The sequence below is a fragment of the Candidatus Tisiphia endosymbiont of Empis tessellata genome, from assembly GCF_964031035.1.
Lineage (GTDB): Bacteria > Pseudomonadota > Alphaproteobacteria > Rickettsiales > Rickettsiaceae > Tisiphia.
This window is the reverse complement of sequence record NZ_OZ034997.1, coordinates 1,117,979-1,133,752: the sequence shown is the minus strand read 5'-3', so window position 1 is coordinate 1,133,752 and position 15,774 is coordinate 1,117,979. Positions and strand designations below refer to the sequence as shown.

Sequence of the window (15,774 nt, the reverse complement as noted above, 5' to 3'; positions counted from 1 at the left end):
ACTTTACCCAATTAATAAATAATTCATTTTGCATTTTTGCAAGCAAACATCTACATAGTGACTAATAAATGGCTTTAAAAGGTTTTCGTCGCTTATCTTACCATTTTCATTAGATGCTACTAATACTCCAGCAGCAAATTTTTCAAATATTTTTTCTTCAATCTGTTGTATAGAGTTGTGTCCATCTAATAGTTCAATAATATGTTTTTCATGTAATTGCAATGGAACAACAGCATTAACTCGATTTGTCACAAACAAATTAGTTGAGTCTAATTTTTGGGCTTGATATCTTGCTAAATCGCTTACTTTTGGTTTGGACGAAATGTCATATATTGACTGAGGTCTTGTTGCAAATATTTGTACGTACCCTTGTAACACTAGTTTTATAATTACAGAATCTAATTCTTCTCTAATATCTTTAAGCTGTAATTTTTCTAATTTTTTCATAGCCAATTTACAAATTTGATCCAAAGTCAAAGGATTACCAATATTATCAGCATAAACATAGAAAACTGCCTTTATTATAGGAGAGGACGTCGAAATATTAGGGGATTCTGAATTATTATAATGAAATCCCAAACTTTCTACTGTATTATTCATATCCACTTCGTTTTCAGACATGACTGGTATAATATTAAAAGTAGTATAAAAATCACTTAACTTACTTGGTTCAATTGTCCTATTTATAGAGACATTATTGTGGCATAATAAAGTAGTCCTAAATTTACGATTAGTGATAAAATCCATATATTGTTCGGTTCTAACAATATCATTTATCGCTTGTAATTGCTCTGCAGCCTTGGCAGGTAAATTACCGACAAACATCGCAGAAAGTGTAGAATCCCCAAGGTAATTTAAATTATGTTTTCTAGCTGTACTTATAAATTCATTGAAATAAAAAGCTGTATTTTCTTCTCCAAGATATTCATGTAGTAAATATGAATCATTTGTAGTTTTAAGAAGTTTAGTTTCGTGTTGTAAGAATTTAGAATAAGAATTATCTGAACCTTCTAAAGAATCAGTAACAAAATCTAATAATAATTTAGCTTGTTGTATTTTACTATGGTTGTCAGTAAAGGTGCTACTGTGAAACATCATCATATCTCTGATAGTTTTTTGCATATTCCAGCCTGGTAGAGTATTATAACTAATAAAGGCAATACCGTCGGGGTTTAATAATTTATTGCAAATTTCAAAAATCTTGTCCTTAACTATAGTAGACACCCACGAGATTACTCCATGGCAAATTATATAATCAAACTTACCAACTGACTCATCAAGATTTAGTATAGATAAGTGTTTTAGTTCAATATTTTTAAGACCTAAACTCTTAATTATTTCCATGCCATTAACAATTTGGACCTTTGACAAATCAATTCCTAAAGAATAAGATTTTGGGTAACTTTCAGCAAAATCAATCATATTGCCACCTTCAGCACAACCAATATCAAGTATCCTAGCAGTATCTATAGCAGGAGGTTTCATGTTAAATAATAGGCCAATAGTTCTTAAATGTTCCGGTCTTGTATAAATAAAAGGAAAACTTTCATAAGGGAAATCATCATAATTAATATTATTTATTTGCTTTTCTAGTAAAGTGTTATTAGGATTGTTATTAGGATTATTTTTTTGCCCCATATATTTGCTCCATGATAAAAGTAATAATTTCTAGTGGATTTAGTTATTTTAAGCAAGGATTTTCTACATTTCTATAGGATACCTAATTAAAAGTATCTACGATTAAAATTAAATTTCTTTTGATGTTATTTCTTCTTGATCTTTTTACAGTATTTCCTTATATTCATGAGTTGTTTTTATATAAGTGAGCCTTTTAAAAGCGGGTGTAGCTCAGGGGTAGAGTGCTACCTTGCCAAGGTCGAAGTCGAGGGTTCGAATCCCTTCACCCGCTCCAATATAAAAATGGTTCTAAGAGTAATACATATTCTCTCTACGGAGACGACCTAAATATGTCTGGAATAGAGTTAAATAAAATTGCCGCTTCTATTTTGTTAGCCAGTTTAATTGCAATGATGGTAGGGTTTATAACAAATATTTTGTATAAGCCTGTTTTACATCCTGAATCTCGAGGTTATAGTGTAGAAGTAACAGAAGATTCTCATAGTGACCTTGACGCTAAAGCTACTGTAGAAGCACCAGTGAATATAGAAGAATTGATGAAAACTGCTAATGCTGAAGCAGGAAGGGAGATAGCAAAAAAATGCCTAATGTGCCATTCTCTTGATAAGAATAAAGCTAATAAGGTTGGACCACATCTATGGAATATCGTTGGGGCAGAAAAAGCTAAAGCAGAGAATTATAAATATTCAAGTGCTTTATCCAGCAAAGGGGGAATTTGGAATGAAGAAAGTTTATTTCATTTTTTGCATAAACCTAGTCAATATATACCTGGTACAAAGATGACTTTTGCTGGTTTAAATAAACCTCAAGATATAGCTAATGTTATAATGTTTTTAAAGACATTTGTTCATGACTAAATTCTCCCTTGATACCTCAATTTCGGATTAATTTCATTAATCCGAAATTGGAATGAGAAAGTAAACAATCAGGCTTAAAGCGGTTTGACGCCTGATTGTTAAATATTTCATTTGCTAATAATCTTATTTTTATACTAATAAAAATAAGATTATTAGCGATAATAGATTAAAATGCATTCGTAGAAGCACTTCAAGAATGCATTTTTCTGATATTATAGCCAGTTTTGGATTAAAATTAAAAATTTTAATCCAAAATTGAGGTTTGATGTACGCGAATTCGGGATAAGAATTTGTCAATTCTTATCCCAAATTCGGTGAAATCATTTATCTATAGAAAGTATCCTATGATCCTATATGAAATTTCAATAGTAGAATGGTGGCTGATCGCTGGCGTTATTTGTATAATTATAGAATTTGCTAATATTCCAAATGTTGGTTTTTTATTTTTGGGTCTAGGTGGAGTATCTACTGCAATAATATTAAACAATTACCCGGGTCTTTTAAAATACCAGTATATAATTTTTGGCTTTGCTTCTTTTATGTGGCTGATTACCTTATGGTATCCGCTAAAATTTTATGTTTACAAGAAATATGATAAGTACGAATATTCTGATATGGTTGGTAAGGAAGTAGTGGTATACAGCAATGAACTTCTAGTAGGGGAAACAGGACAGGTATTATGGTCAGGAACTATTATGAATGCTAAACTCAGCAAAGATACTATAAAATCAGTACATAAAGGAGATATACTCTGCATAGTGCAAGTTGATGGTAATGTCCTTATATGTACTGCAAGAAATGGGAGTGTTACGAACTGATTTTTTTTGGTAATTTTGTTGTCAAAATTTGCTTTTGCTCTATAACAATCGTCTGTGTATGCGAAGCACAACTGTTGAAAGTTTACAAATACCTATACCACAGCGTCATATATGGACGAAGCCCATATATGACGTGTAGAGAAGGTGTATACTGCTCGTAAATGAAGAGTTGGTAGACGATGTACTCGATGAAAATCAAGAATTGCGTCGTCATTATCCAATATCTGCGGTACTCACGTACTATACTCAAATGATTTGAAGAATTGGATTTGAAAATGAATGGTGAGCAAGCGGAGCATATATGTAGTCACACTACTGGACAAAAAGGTTAGGTTGGTTGCACAAAGTGTAACTTAAACAATTTTATGATTAAGAAATCAAAAAATTGCTTATCTTTATTTCTTTCATGCTATCGATCCTAATCCATTGACCTTGTTTATTAACTATTCTATTTGTCCTTCTCACCCTTAATGCATAATTAATATTTTTATTGTGAAGATAGGTAATTAATTTCTCATTATCAAATTCCCTATCTCCTAATATTCCCTCTATCTTTTCCTTACCAAATTCCTCTATAAATTTCGATATTACTGCAATTTGATCGTCTGCCGTACATGCTCCTTTATAAGGAATTATTTTATATATTAATGGCATAGCAATTTTATTATATGATACCGACAATACTAATATATTTCTTATCTCCTGTCCTAATTCCCAAGTGGTTCTATCTAAGTGTTATTAATCACTTGAATTCTTGATTTTATTAACTATAGAATATATTTCTTTTTTGCTGTAGCTTCTTCCAAAATTTTCATTAGCTATATCTGTGACACTTTTTGCACTCCATCCTTTAGATAAGTATAAATCTATAAATTTTTTTAAGTCATCTGCAAGAAGAGCTTTATGAGGTTCAGAAGCACTAGAAATTAGCAGTACTATTTCGCCCTTGATAATATTCGAGTTATAGAAATTTAGCACATCTTCTATTAACCCAGACTTTACTTCTTGATAAAATTTAGTAAGTTCTCGTGCTACACATACCTCCCTATTACCAAAAACAGTAAAAGCTGTATGTAGCGATTGTTCTATTCTGCTAGCAGTTTCAAAAAAAATCAAAGTTGCTTTTATATTAGATAATTCTGTAAAAATCTTCTTTTTACCTTCCGTAGTTTTTGGTAAGAATCCAGCAAATAAAAAGCGATCTGATGGTAATCCAGAAATGGTTATAGAGGTAGTTAATGCCGAAACGCCCGGCACTACATCTATGTGATAATTCAGTTTCCTTAAATCCCTTACTAGTTTATAACCAGGATCAGCAATTAACGGTGTTCCAGCATCGGATATTAGGCTAACTATTGCTCCATTATCAATTAATGTGCGGATAAATTCTCTTTCTTGATAATCACTATGATCATTATATACTTGTAACTTAGTCTTTATATTATGTTTTGCTAGTAATTTTCTTGATATTCTAGTATCCTCACACAGTATAATTGTGGAATTTTTTAACGTTTCTAAAGCCCGGAGTGTTATATCATCTAGGTTACCAATAGGTGTTGAGACAATGTATAGCCCTGGTTTAAAGATCATAATTTAATCCTATAAGTAAGCATTATGAGCAGTATAAAAGACTTCCTGCATAAGTCAAAGATAGTTGAAAGATTTTTAGGAGAAATGAAGTCAAGTCGAGCTGCGGACTCAAATGTACGTAAGGTACTAGGGCAAGTTCCGACGACAAAATCACCAGCTAGATTGACTTATGCACAAAAATTTTTAAAGGCTACCTTATCATTCATATGTCTTGTCTCTTTATTTTCTTGCCAATCTAATAAGGAGACTGTTGTTCCTAGGTCAAAAGAAGTTGCTCAGGAAACTCTAGAAGTAGCTATTTTAATGCCCCTAACAGGAGAACATTCTACATTAGGTAAGCAATACAACCAATTAATTAAAATGGGTCTAGAAGATGGCTTAAAAACTTATGTTCATGTTACTTCTTATGATGGTTCTAATGAAAAGCAGGTACTTGCTGCAATGGATAAAATACTACTACGTAAAACAAAAATTATTCTCGGACCATTATATTCAAATCTTACTTCTATAATTGCCAATAAAGCTAAAGCACATGATATTATTATCATTACCATGTCTAATAATCCTGTATTGGCAGACAAAAAACTTTTTGTATTTGGTCATGCTCCGTCAAAGCAGCTCACAAAAATAATTAATTACTTTGCCGATAATGATTATAAAAATTTCATTGCACTTTTACCTTCAGGTAGTCATGCACAAGCTATAAACCAACTTATCCAAAATATACTAATTCAAAAAAATTCTACCTTAGTGCGGAGTGAATTTTATGCTAATATACCGGAATCAATAGAAAAGGCGGTTTTAACTGTCTCAAATAGTGTTGATAATTTAAATGAAATGGAGGATACGGCAACTAAACCTGTAATTTATCTGTCAGATGATAGTAAAAATTTAGATTTGCTTTTTGATAGTATTCATAAGTATAATTTAGATAAGAAAGCAGTTATAATAGGTGATAACAGAATTGATATTGATCGTTCTGAACCGGTAGATATTATCTACACTGGTTCATTGAATATTGTTAATAGTAATATAATAGAAAGGGCTAAGAATATAGGTATTAATCATTTGTCTTTCATGCATACTGTAGCTTATGATCTAGGAAGGATAACATCAAAATATATAGGTAGCAACTTTAGCGAAGAACGATTTTTAGCAGCTATTAATGGCAAAACTCCGTATACTGGTATATCAGGTAATGTCTACTTCATCGATTCAATAGCTCAAAGAGAGTATGATATAATTAAGAAAGAAGATGGTCTGTATAGTACTATGGCAAAAAGTGATAACAAATTCTGATTTAGATATAGTTAACTCAAAAATGTTTAATTCGATAATCAAGTTTTTTTCTGAAGGCTACAATTCATGGTAGTTTATAGCGAGTAGGAATTATGTAGAAGCTGCTTAAGTTAAGGTTAAATTCAATGAGATATTTTATAAAATATTCAAAAAAAACTCAGTCCAATTTTATCTTCAATTTGTTAACATTTTTGATAATCGCTAGCATCCTTATCTTTATTGCTTGGGGTTTAAAGCAGATGGCAGCACCAATAGCTGTATTAGAGCAACAACTAGTAACTTTAGAGTATAGTAATCTTTTGCAGTATTCTCTTAGAACGCTTTTGAGGATGCTAATTGCAGTAATTGTCTCATTAATTTTTACTTTTATTTATGCCAGCCTAGCTGTTAAAAGCAAGAAATGTGAACAAATATTAATTCCGTTACTAGATATTCTTCAATCTCTTCCTATTCTTGGATATATTTCTTTTACAGTTACAGTTTTTTTAGCTCTTTTCCCGTCAAGTATTATGGGAGCTGAATGTGCAGCGATATTTGCCATTTTTACATCGCAAGTTTGGAACATGACATTTAGTTTTTATTATTCGCTTAAGAATATCCCACAAGAATTGCATGATGCAGCATATATTTTTAGAATGTCAAAATGGAGGCAATTTTGGCAGGTCAGCGTTCCATATGCAGTGCCAGGATTAGTTTGGAATATTGTAGTATCAATATCTAGTGGGTGGTTTTTCGTAGTAGCTTCAGAGGTTATCACAGTTGGCAATACTCATATAACCTTGCCTGGAATAGGATCATATATTGCTTTAGCAATTACGCAGAAAAATCTTTATGCAATTAGCTCAGCAATTATGTCAATGTCACTGGTGATTATATCATATGATCAATTGCTACTTAGACCTCTAGTGGCATGGTCTGATAGATTTCGTTATGAAATGAACGCAGGTAACAATGTGCCGCACTCTTGGGCATTCAATTTATTTCAAAGAAGTTTGATTATTCATAAATTATTCTCCCCTATTGCTTATATTGCAAAATTTATACTTTATCTCCCCATACTTAATCGTTATAGCGAAATAAATTCAAGTTCATCAAATAATTTTTCCAATAATCCTTCGTGGAGCGATTATTTATGGTATACTATGCTGGGCGGCATAGCATGTTTTTCAGGCTATTACATATATCATTTCTTGCATTACGATATTGGTGGGTCTGAGCTATTGAATGTATTTGTTTTAGCATCAATTACTATGTTACGTGTGGTAGTACTTATAATTCTTGCGGCAATTATATGGGTACCGATTGGTATATATGTTGGACTAAATCCTAGAGTAACAGCTATTGTACAACCACTAGCACAATTTTTTGCAGCTTTTCCAGCAAACTTATTATTTCCAATTATCTTTATAATTATTACTCGTTACGATTTAAACCCTAATATTTGGCTTAGTCCTTTGATGATTATGGGAGCTCAATGGTATATATTATTTAATGTTATAGTAGGAGCATCAACTATTCCCAATGATCTTAAAGATGCCACAAAAATTTTCAGAGTTAGTGGTTGGAATTGGTGGTTCAAAGTAATGTTACCAGCAATTACCCCATATTTTATAACAGGAGCAATAACTGCATCAGGTGGGGCATGGAATGCTAGTATCGTGGCAGAAATTATTAATTTTGGCGATCGGAAAATAGCAGCAAGCGGTATTGGAAGTTATATAGCTGAAATGACAATAAAGGCTGATTTTAATAAAATAGTTTTAGGTATGGGCATTATGGCTCTATTTGTGGTATTGTTTAATCGTTTATTTTGGCAACCGTTAAATGAGTATTCTATTAAAAGATTTCAGCTATAATTCTATGAATCTAGAATATCCAAAAATTTCAAAAAAGCCTATTGCATTTAACTGTAAAGTTATTATAATGTAATGTTTCGTTTAGCTAACCTAAATTCAGGACAAGAATTAGTTAATTCTTATCACGAATTGGCTTGTTATAAGGAAAAATGCATTCTTAAAGCGGTTTTGCAAATGCATTTTAAGCCTTTCTAAAGCTAATAATTTTAATCTTTCAAAATCATGTTTTTAGCAAATTAATATTTAACAATCAGGTGAAGAACCGCTTCAAACCTGATTGTTTCTATATGTATCCCTGAATTTGATGTAACTTGTTACATTGAATTCAGGTTAGCTAGGCTAGCAATACAATGAATAATAGAATAAACAATCCATCTACGATAGTAGTTGCAATGTCTGGTGGGGTTGATAGCTCAGTAGTAGCTGCTATGCTCCATGAACAAGGCCATAAAGTCATTGGTATAACTTTACAATTATATGATCACGGTATAGCTACCAAGAAAAGAAATGCCTGTTGTGCTGGGCAGGACATTTACGATGCAAGAATGGTAGCAGATAAGTTGAACATTCCGCATTATATCTTAGACTATGAGTCTAAATTTAAAGAATCAGTAATTGATGACTTTGCTGATAGTTATATTAGAGGCGAAACCCCCCTGCCCTGCGTAAAATGTAATCAGTCAGTTAAATTTAAAGACTTATTAAAAGTAGCAAAAGATTTAGGGGCAGACTGTCTTGCTACTGGTCATTACGTGCGAAAAATCGAAGGTATCGATGGGGCAGAATTACATACTGGTATTGATATAACCAAGGATCAAAGCTATTTTTTGTTTGCAACTACCTTAGAACAACTAAATTATCTATCTTTTCCCTTGGGAGAATTAAGTAAAGAGCAAACAAGAAATATTGCTACTAGATTTAATTTAGGCGTCGCAGATAAGCCTGATAGCCAAGATATTTGTTTTGTGCCAGATGGTGATTATAGGAAGGTAATTAGTAAGATACGAACCAACGCTAATGAGAAAGGTAAAATAATTCATGTAGACGGCTTTGAACTTGGGACACATAATGGTATAATAAACTATACTGTAGGTCAACGTCGTGGGCTTGGAATAGCTTTTCATGAGCCACTTTATGTAGTAAGAATTGACCCTAATACAAAAATTGTACATGTTGGTCCAGATTCGGTATTAGATTCTACCGAATTTACTATTAAGGATGTTAATTGGCTAGGCAGAGAAATGGTTGCACAAGAGGAAATTGATGTGCAAGTTAAGATTCGCTCTACTCGTCCTGCTACCTTTGCCAAGATTAGTAAAATGAGTAATACAGAAATTAAAGTAAAATTAATCTCTGCAGAGAAAGCTGTAACTCCTGGTCAAGCTTGTGTCATATATGATAATGATCGGGTTCTTGGTGGGGGATGGATCACTAGAGAAATTGTATAGATACAATTTCAGAAAAGTCTATTTTTATAAAATAAGTAATCTTAGCACTACAGTTGTAGTTACTCACAATGTTGTCCCTGCGAGGCTTTGCCTACGTGGATCACTAGTATGCCATCCCCCCCCCCGCGTAGGCGGGAATCTATAATATCTAATAGCCTTTGCAGGTTATTTTAGACCCCCTACCTACGCAGAGGTGACATCGTTTTTACTACTGATAGTCTAGTGATACGATACTACAACTGTAGTAATACACCCTTCTAGGGTTTTCTACTATTTAAAATCGGAGGAATTAATGAGTTTTTTAACGAGGAAAAGTTTTGAATCAATAAAAGAACTAGGTAAGACTAGTGGTCTTAGCAAAACCCTAGGAGCATTTGACTTAGTGCTACTAGGGCTTGGTGCTATAATAGGCACAGGTGTATTTGTAATGACTGGTATAGTCGCTGCCATATATTCTGGTCCTGCCGTCATGCTATCATATGCTATTGCCGGGATAACATGTATATTCGTTGCCCTTGCATATACAGAGCTTGCTACAATGTTACCTACTTCGGGTAGTGTATATACCTATGCTTACGTAGCTTTTGGGGAAATATTTGCTTGGTTAATTGGTAGCGTCATTGTACTAGAACTTGGTTTTGCTGCTGGTGCTGTTGCAGCTGGTTGGTCTGGATATGTTCAGGCAATATTGTCAGCAGGCGGAATATATTTACCTAAGGCTTTAACTGCTGTACCCGCCAATGGTGGCATGATAAATTTACCAGCTTTTCTTATTGTAGTATTTATTTCTTTTATTTTATATTTAGGAACAAAAGATAGTAAAAGACTCAATGCTATATTAGTATTTATAAAAATGGCAGCTATCTTTGCTTTTATCATATATGCTACACCACATTTTAATGCTACAAATTGGCAGAATTTTTTACCTTTCGGCTTTAATAATATGCTAGTTGGTGCGTCTATCCTATTTATTGCTATGACAGGTTTTGGTACGATAGCCGCTACAGCTGAAGAATGTAAAAACCCCAACCGTGATTTAATGATCGGAATTATTGGGTCACTGGTAATTTCAACAATAGTATATGTTATAATAGCTGGGTTGGCTACTGGCATAGCATCTTTTGATCAACTTAATAATGATCAACCACTTGCTTATGCACTGAGCCTAAATAACAGTAATATTGGTTCTGCCATTGTTGCTACTGGTGCTGTCGCTGGTATGACCACAGTATTAATGATGAATATTTATGGTACGTCTCGTATCTTTTATGTAATTGCCCGAGATGGGTTACTACCTAAAAGTTTTGCCAAACTACATCCTAAATATGATAGTCCATATATTACTATCTTACTATTTTCTGCCCTTGCTGCTATATTAGGGGGATTTTGTCCAACTGCAATTCTTGTTCAGCTATCATCTATGGGAGCTTTAATAGATTATACGGCAGTTGCTATAATAGTTATGTTATTTAGAATAAAAATGCCGGGTGCAACAAGACCGTTTAAATGTCCTGCTGCATTTATCATTATACCATTTGTTTTAGTAGCTTGTCTATATTTACTAGTTATACAAATAGTTGATGGTGAGTTTAATTTAATGACTGCGGGAAAAGCACTAATCTGCTGGTTTGTGGCAATGTTTGTCCTATATATTTTTAGGTCATTTTTCATAAAACGAGAGGTCTAATTTGTATGAGTGATAAATTACAATCTTTACGTGGTATGAAAGACCTACTACCTGAGGATTACCTAATTCACGATTACATAATAAACACAGCCAAACATATAGGTGGGCTTTATGGTTATCAAGCCATAAGTACACCTATAATTGAATATACTAAAGTCTTTGATCGTACACTTGGAGAGACTTCTGATGTAATAAGTAAGGAAATATATAGTTTTCTTGATAAAAGTGCTAATCATATCTCTCTTAGACCGGAGTTTACGGCTGGCATTATCAGGGCTTTTATATCTAATAATCTGCAACAAACATTACCTATTAAATTTTTTTCAAACGGTCCAGTGTTTCGTTACGACCGACCACAAGCTGGAAGACAAAGACAGTTCCATCAAATAAATTTTGAGTATATTGGTGAAGAAGGACCTAGCACCGATGCCGAAACGATTAAGCTTGCATTAGATATCCTTCAAGCTTTAGAAATAGATCAAAATACAACTTTAGAAATAAACTCACTGGGTTGTACTACAACTCGTGCTGTTTACCAACAAAAGTTGGTAGAATATTTCAATGATTATAAGTCAGAATTATCAGAAGATAGCCAAAAGCGGCTTATCAAGAATCCAATGCGTATATTAGATTCGAAAGATGAGCATGATAAAAAAATAGTTGCAAATAGTCCGCTAATGTCATGCTATTATAGTAGTGATGCTGCAAAATATTTTGACGATTTGCTAAAATACTTAGATTTACTCAATGTAAAATATATCATTAACCCAAGATTAGTAAGGGGACTTGACTATTATTGTCATACAGCTTTTGAGTTTACTACTAGCAACCTTGGTAGTCAGTTTGGTAGTCAGTCGACAGTTCTTGCTGGTGGTCGTTATGATGGGCTGAGCAAACTTATGGGAGGTCCTGAAGTAAAAGCCATTGGCTTTGCTGCTGGAATTGAACGCCTTAGCCTAATGAGAGAGTACCACATATCTAAACCAAGACCAGTATTTGTCTTTCCCATTAGCGACAATAATTTAGAATATTGCTTAATTTTAACAAATCAATTGCGTCAAAAAAATATTCCTGTTACCTTAGATACTAACGGCAAAATAGCTAAAAGAATGGTACGAGCTAATCTACAAAAGGCTAAATATGCTATTTTTGTTGGCGATAATGAACAAATGAGCAATAATTTAAAATTAAAAGATCTTGATAAACAACAAGAATATCTATTGCAATTTGAACAAATTATGGAATTATTAGTTAATGTAAACAAATTATAATTATATATGAGCAAATTTGTACGAGCAGATGGTAGGGTTATATATACTCAGACCACCCTAACTAAACAACAGAAAGAAGCTATTGGATTACTCTCAATTGGCACGTTCTTAGAATATTTTGACCTGATGCTTTATGTTCATATGGCTGTATTGTTGAATGAGCTTTTTTTTCCGAAATATGATCCTTTTACTACTTCCCTTATCACAGCATCTGCCTTTTGTTCTATCTATATTTTTCGTCCCATCGGTGCATTAATTTTTGGTTGGTTAGGTGATAATATAGGGCGTAAATCCACTGTTATCATCACAACTTCTATGATGGCTATTTCTTGTATTACCCCATGGCTAATTTACCAACTTATGCTCAAATAGGTGTTACTGCTTCTTGGTTCGTTACTATATGTCGTATTGTTCAAAGCATGTCTTCCCTAGGGGAAACAATAGGAGCAAAACTCTATATTACTGAAATAACAAAACCTCCTATACAATATCCAGCTGTTTCATTAGTTACACTTTCTTGTAGTTTAGGGGGGATGGCGGCTTTAGCTATTGGCTGTTTGGTTACTGAAAATGGGTTTAATTGGCGTATTGCCTTTTGGATTGGGGCTGGCATTGCCTTAGTTGGGTCTATAGCTAGGACAACTCTTAGAGAGACTCCAGAATTTGTTGATGCTAAACGTCATTTAAAAAAAATTTTAGATATGACTTCAGATAAGATAAACATAGATAAAACAAATGTGCAAAATAATCCAATTTATAAAGAAAAAGTTAACCCTAATACATTACTTGCTTTGTTTTTAATAGATTGTACATGGCCCTTCTGCTTTTATTTTGCTTATGTTCATTGTGCTAGTATCCTTAAAGTTTCTTTTGGTTATAGTGCTGAGCAAGTTATTCATCAAAATTTTATCGTATCTATAATACAATTGTTGGGTATATGCCTACTAACATATTTAAGTTATATTATCTATCCTTTAAAAATTCTTAAAGTAATAGCCTCCATATTGTTTATTTTCGTATTATTTTGTCCATATTTATTGGATAATATTAAAACTCCTTTTGATTTACTTTTAATCCAATCATTTATTATGTTTTTTATTATTGGTCCTGTTCCAGCAGTATCAATTGTTTATAGGCATTTTCCTGTCTTTAAACGCTTTACTTCCGTTAGTTTCATATTTGCTTTATCACGAGCCTTAATGTATGTTATTACTTCTTTTGGGATTGTTTATTTGACAGAATATTTAGGAAACTGGGGGTTATTACTAATAATATTGCCAACAATCATAGGGTTTATAGTGGGTCTATATCATTTTGAAAAATTGGAGAAAGAAGCTGGGAATTATCCACAAAAATCTGATATAGATTATGTTGGACGAACTGTGGTATAGATAAATTTTCATAACATAATGCAACTAAATTTTGTAGTATTGCTGGTATTTTTAAATGCATAGCAATAATTATGAATTATTCCATAGTTTCCTTGATGATTTTCTTCATTTTCTCCGGCGATTTAACTCCTATAGTCTGTAAATTATGCTTTCTATCAAATAATTTAATCAATGCCACATCATATTTTTTTTGTCTATATAAGATTTCCATAATTTCCGCCGAGCTAATCTTGCCGTGGGGTTTGTTCCTACTTAAAGCTTCTACTTGACTAGCAACCTGCTCTCCAAAAATATAGGCAATCATTTTTTCGGTAAGTGTAGTGTCTTCGATGGTGTCGTGTAATATGCTGGTAACAATAATGTCAGTGCGGAAAAGATAATCAGAGATCATATAAGCCACCTCTATTGGGTGAGAGTAATAAGGCTCGCCTGACTGCCGCATTTGGCTGCCATGATATTTCTTGGCATAATAAATAGCCTTTATAATCTCATCAATATCTATTGACCTATTTACTTCCTCATTCATCTTACGTAATTTGTCCAGTAACCTAGTAGCATATTGACAAGGTGCATACTTTGAGTTGTCCCAATAATTAATATCTTCTTCCATAAGAACCATAATATTTTAAATCACTACACAAGTTAAACTAAAAATTAGAATATTACTAGGAATTTATTATATTTTTTTGAAAAAGATAAATATTTATACCAATTCCCAAAATCAACAATAAAAAATTTTTTATATTGACCTGCCTATAGATAATTATATAATCCACGCTTTCAATAAGTATAAAATTATAATGATTAAATTACAAAAAATATTATTTACAACTTATATATGTTTCTTAGTTTTTGTGAATGCTCAGGCAGATGAGATTACAGCTGATCAAAGATTTTTTTATATTGGTACTGAAGCTGGTATAGTAGAACCAGTAGTGAAAAAGTTCCGTCATAGTTCAGGTAGTGGTTTTACTTTAAAAAGGTCTAAGATGTATAGCGGTAAGATTGGTTACAGCTTCTATACGCAAATGGCAATTGAGCTTTCGGTAACACACCAACCAAAATACCGACTACATTATGTTTTACCACAAAAAGAACTAGCTCCCTCTCTAATTATACCACAAACTCTAGGGATCACTAAGGTAATTTCCAATATATATATGATTAATTTAGTATATGATCTCGATAAAGTGAAGGGAATAACTCCTTTTGTTATATTAGGTGCTGGGGTGGCACGGGTAAAAGTTAACTCTGCTTCTTCTCGTTGGGATTTAATGAATGTAGAGTATTTTAGAATTAAAACAACTCGTAGTAATTGTTTTGCTTGGCAAGTGGGTCTTGGATTTTCTAAGGAGTTATCTAGCAATTTTAGCATTGATGCAGCAGTAAAATTACAAGCTGCTCATTCAATAAAGATTAACTATGCTACTTTGGATATGAAAACCCAGCAATTTATACCAGCCACTCCTATTAAAAAGACCATAGGGGTTGGAGAATTTGGTATAGGGTTTACTTATAAGTTACCAATTTAATGCAAGAAGACTATTAGTGTATTGAATTTTTTAGTGTATAATAACCTGAATTCGATGTAACAAGTTACATCGAATTCAGTGTTATATATAGAAACAATCAGGTCTGAAGCGGCTGCCCACCTGATTGTTAAAATATAACACTCCATTCAATATGTGATTTTAATAATTAAAATCACATATTGAATGATGAAAAAAGTTAAAATGCACTCGTAGAACCGCTTCAAGAGTACATTTTTCCTTATAACAAAGCAAGTATCGATATAAGAATTATTAATTCTTATATCAATAGTTGAGGTTATACTAGTAAAAATTTAAAGAATTGACAACAAAATACGGTGTTATCCTTGTTTTGTTTTACGTTATGGAGAATATATGACCACTAATTTA

Annotated in this window: 12 protein-coding genes, 1 tRNA gene and 1 pseudogene; 10 read left to right on the top strand and 4 right to left on the bottom strand. The window is 32.6% G+C overall.

Features of this window, described 5'->3' with window-relative positions; all coding sequences use genetic code 11:
* Positions 1 to 3 precede the first annotated feature (3 nt).
* Positions 4 to 1,638 (bottom strand): class I SAM-dependent methyltransferase, encoded by a 1,635-nt coding sequence (locus tag AAHM86_RS05935; RefSeq protein WP_342267625.1) that lies wholly within the window; start codon positions 1,636 to 1,638, stop codon positions 4 to 6.
* Positions 1,639 to 1,837: 199 nt separating this feature from the next.
* On the opposite strand from AAHM86_RS05935, the gene AAHM86_RS05930 reads away from it, so the two are divergent.
* From AAHM86_RS05930 to AAHM86_RS05920, 3 genes are all read left to right on the top strand, one after another.
* A tRNA-Gly gene (locus AAHM86_RS05930) sits at positions 1,838 to 1,912 on the top strand.
* A 55-nt stretch (positions 1,913 to 1,967) separates the two neighbouring features.
* Complete coding sequence (locus tag AAHM86_RS05925) at positions 1,968 to 2,495, top strand: cytochrome c family protein (protein ID WP_342267624.1); 528 nt, start codon at positions 1,968 to 1,970, stop codon at positions 2,493 to 2,495.
* Positions 2,496 to 2,839: 344 nt separating this feature from the next.
* Complete coding sequence (locus tag AAHM86_RS05920; RefSeq protein ID WP_342267623.1) at positions 2,840 to 3,313, top strand: NfeD family protein; 474 nt, start codon at positions 2,840 to 2,842, stop codon at positions 3,311 to 3,313.
* Positions 3,314 to 3,682: 369 nt separating this feature from the next.
* Here AAHM86_RS05920 and AAHM86_RS05915 read toward each other — a convergent pair whose 3' ends face one another.
* On the bottom strand, positions 3,683 to 3,994 hold the full coding sequence (locus tag AAHM86_RS05915; RefSeq protein ID WP_342267622.1) for a hypothetical protein: 312 nt from the start codon (positions 3,992 to 3,994) through the stop codon (positions 3,683 to 3,685).
* A gap of 57 nt (positions 3,995 to 4,051) precedes the next feature.
* Positions 4,052 to 4,903 carry a 16S rRNA (cytidine(1402)-2'-O)-methyltransferase gene (rsmI, locus tag AAHM86_RS05910; RefSeq protein ID WP_341748393.1) on the bottom strand — a complete coding sequence of 284 codons (852 nt, stop codon included), beginning with the start codon at positions 4,901 to 4,903 and terminating at the stop codon, positions 4,052 to 4,054.
* An 84-nt stretch (positions 4,904 to 4,987) separates the two neighbouring features.
* On the opposite strand from rsmI, the gene AAHM86_RS05905 reads away from it, so the two are divergent.
* From AAHM86_RS05905 to AAHM86_RS05880, 6 genes and pseudogenes are all read left to right on the top strand, one after another.
* Positions 4,988 to 6,202 (top strand): penicillin-binding protein activator, encoded by a 1,215-nt coding sequence (locus tag AAHM86_RS05905; protein ID WP_342267621.1) that lies wholly within the window; start codon positions 4,988 to 4,990, stop codon positions 6,200 to 6,202.
* Positions 6,203 to 6,441: 239 nt separating this feature from the next.
* Positions 6,442 to 8,058, top strand: a complete 1,617-nt coding sequence (locus tag AAHM86_RS05900; RefSeq protein ID WP_342267620.1) for an ABC transporter permease — start codon at positions 6,442 to 6,444, stop codon at positions 8,056 to 8,058.
* A gap of 350 nt (positions 8,059 to 8,408) precedes the next feature.
* Positions 8,409 to 9,506: a tRNA 2-thiouridine(34) synthase MnmA gene (gene mnmA, locus AAHM86_RS05895; RefSeq protein ID WP_342267619.1), complete on the top strand. Its 1,098-nt coding sequence runs from the start codon at positions 8,409 to 8,411 to the stop codon at positions 9,504 to 9,506.
* Between the two features lie 292 nt (positions 9,507 to 9,798).
* The gene (locus tag AAHM86_RS05890; protein WP_342267618.1) at positions 9,799 to 11,193 is read left to right on the top strand and encodes an amino acid permease; all 1,395 of its coding nucleotides are present in this window, start codon (positions 9,799 to 9,801) and stop codon (positions 11,191 to 11,193) included.
* A 5-nt stretch (positions 11,194 to 11,198) separates the two neighbouring features.
* Positions 11,199 to 12,464: a histidine--tRNA ligase gene (hisS, locus tag AAHM86_RS05885; protein ID WP_342267617.1), complete on the top strand. Its 1,266-nt coding sequence runs from the start codon at positions 11,199 to 11,201 to the stop codon at positions 12,462 to 12,464.
* Between the two features lie 6 nt (positions 12,465 to 12,470).
* Positions 12,471 to 13,855 (top strand): annotated as a pseudogene (locus AAHM86_RS05880) (MFS transporter).
* A 76-nt stretch (positions 13,856 to 13,931) separates the two neighbouring features.
* Here AAHM86_RS05880 and AAHM86_RS05875 read toward each other — a convergent pair.
* Positions 13,932 to 14,465 carry an HD domain-containing protein gene (locus AAHM86_RS05875; protein WP_342267616.1) on the bottom strand — a complete coding sequence of 178 codons (534 nt, stop codon included), beginning with the start codon at positions 14,463 to 14,465 and terminating at the stop codon, positions 13,932 to 13,934.
* A gap of 190 nt (positions 14,466 to 14,655) precedes the next feature.
* On the opposite strand from AAHM86_RS05875, the gene AAHM86_RS05870 reads away from it, so the two are divergent.
* Complete coding sequence (locus tag AAHM86_RS05870) at positions 14,656 to 15,387, top strand: porin family protein (protein WP_342267615.1); 732 nt, start codon at positions 14,656 to 14,658, stop codon at positions 15,385 to 15,387.
* The last annotated feature ends 387 nt before the right edge of the window (positions 15,388 to 15,774 follow it).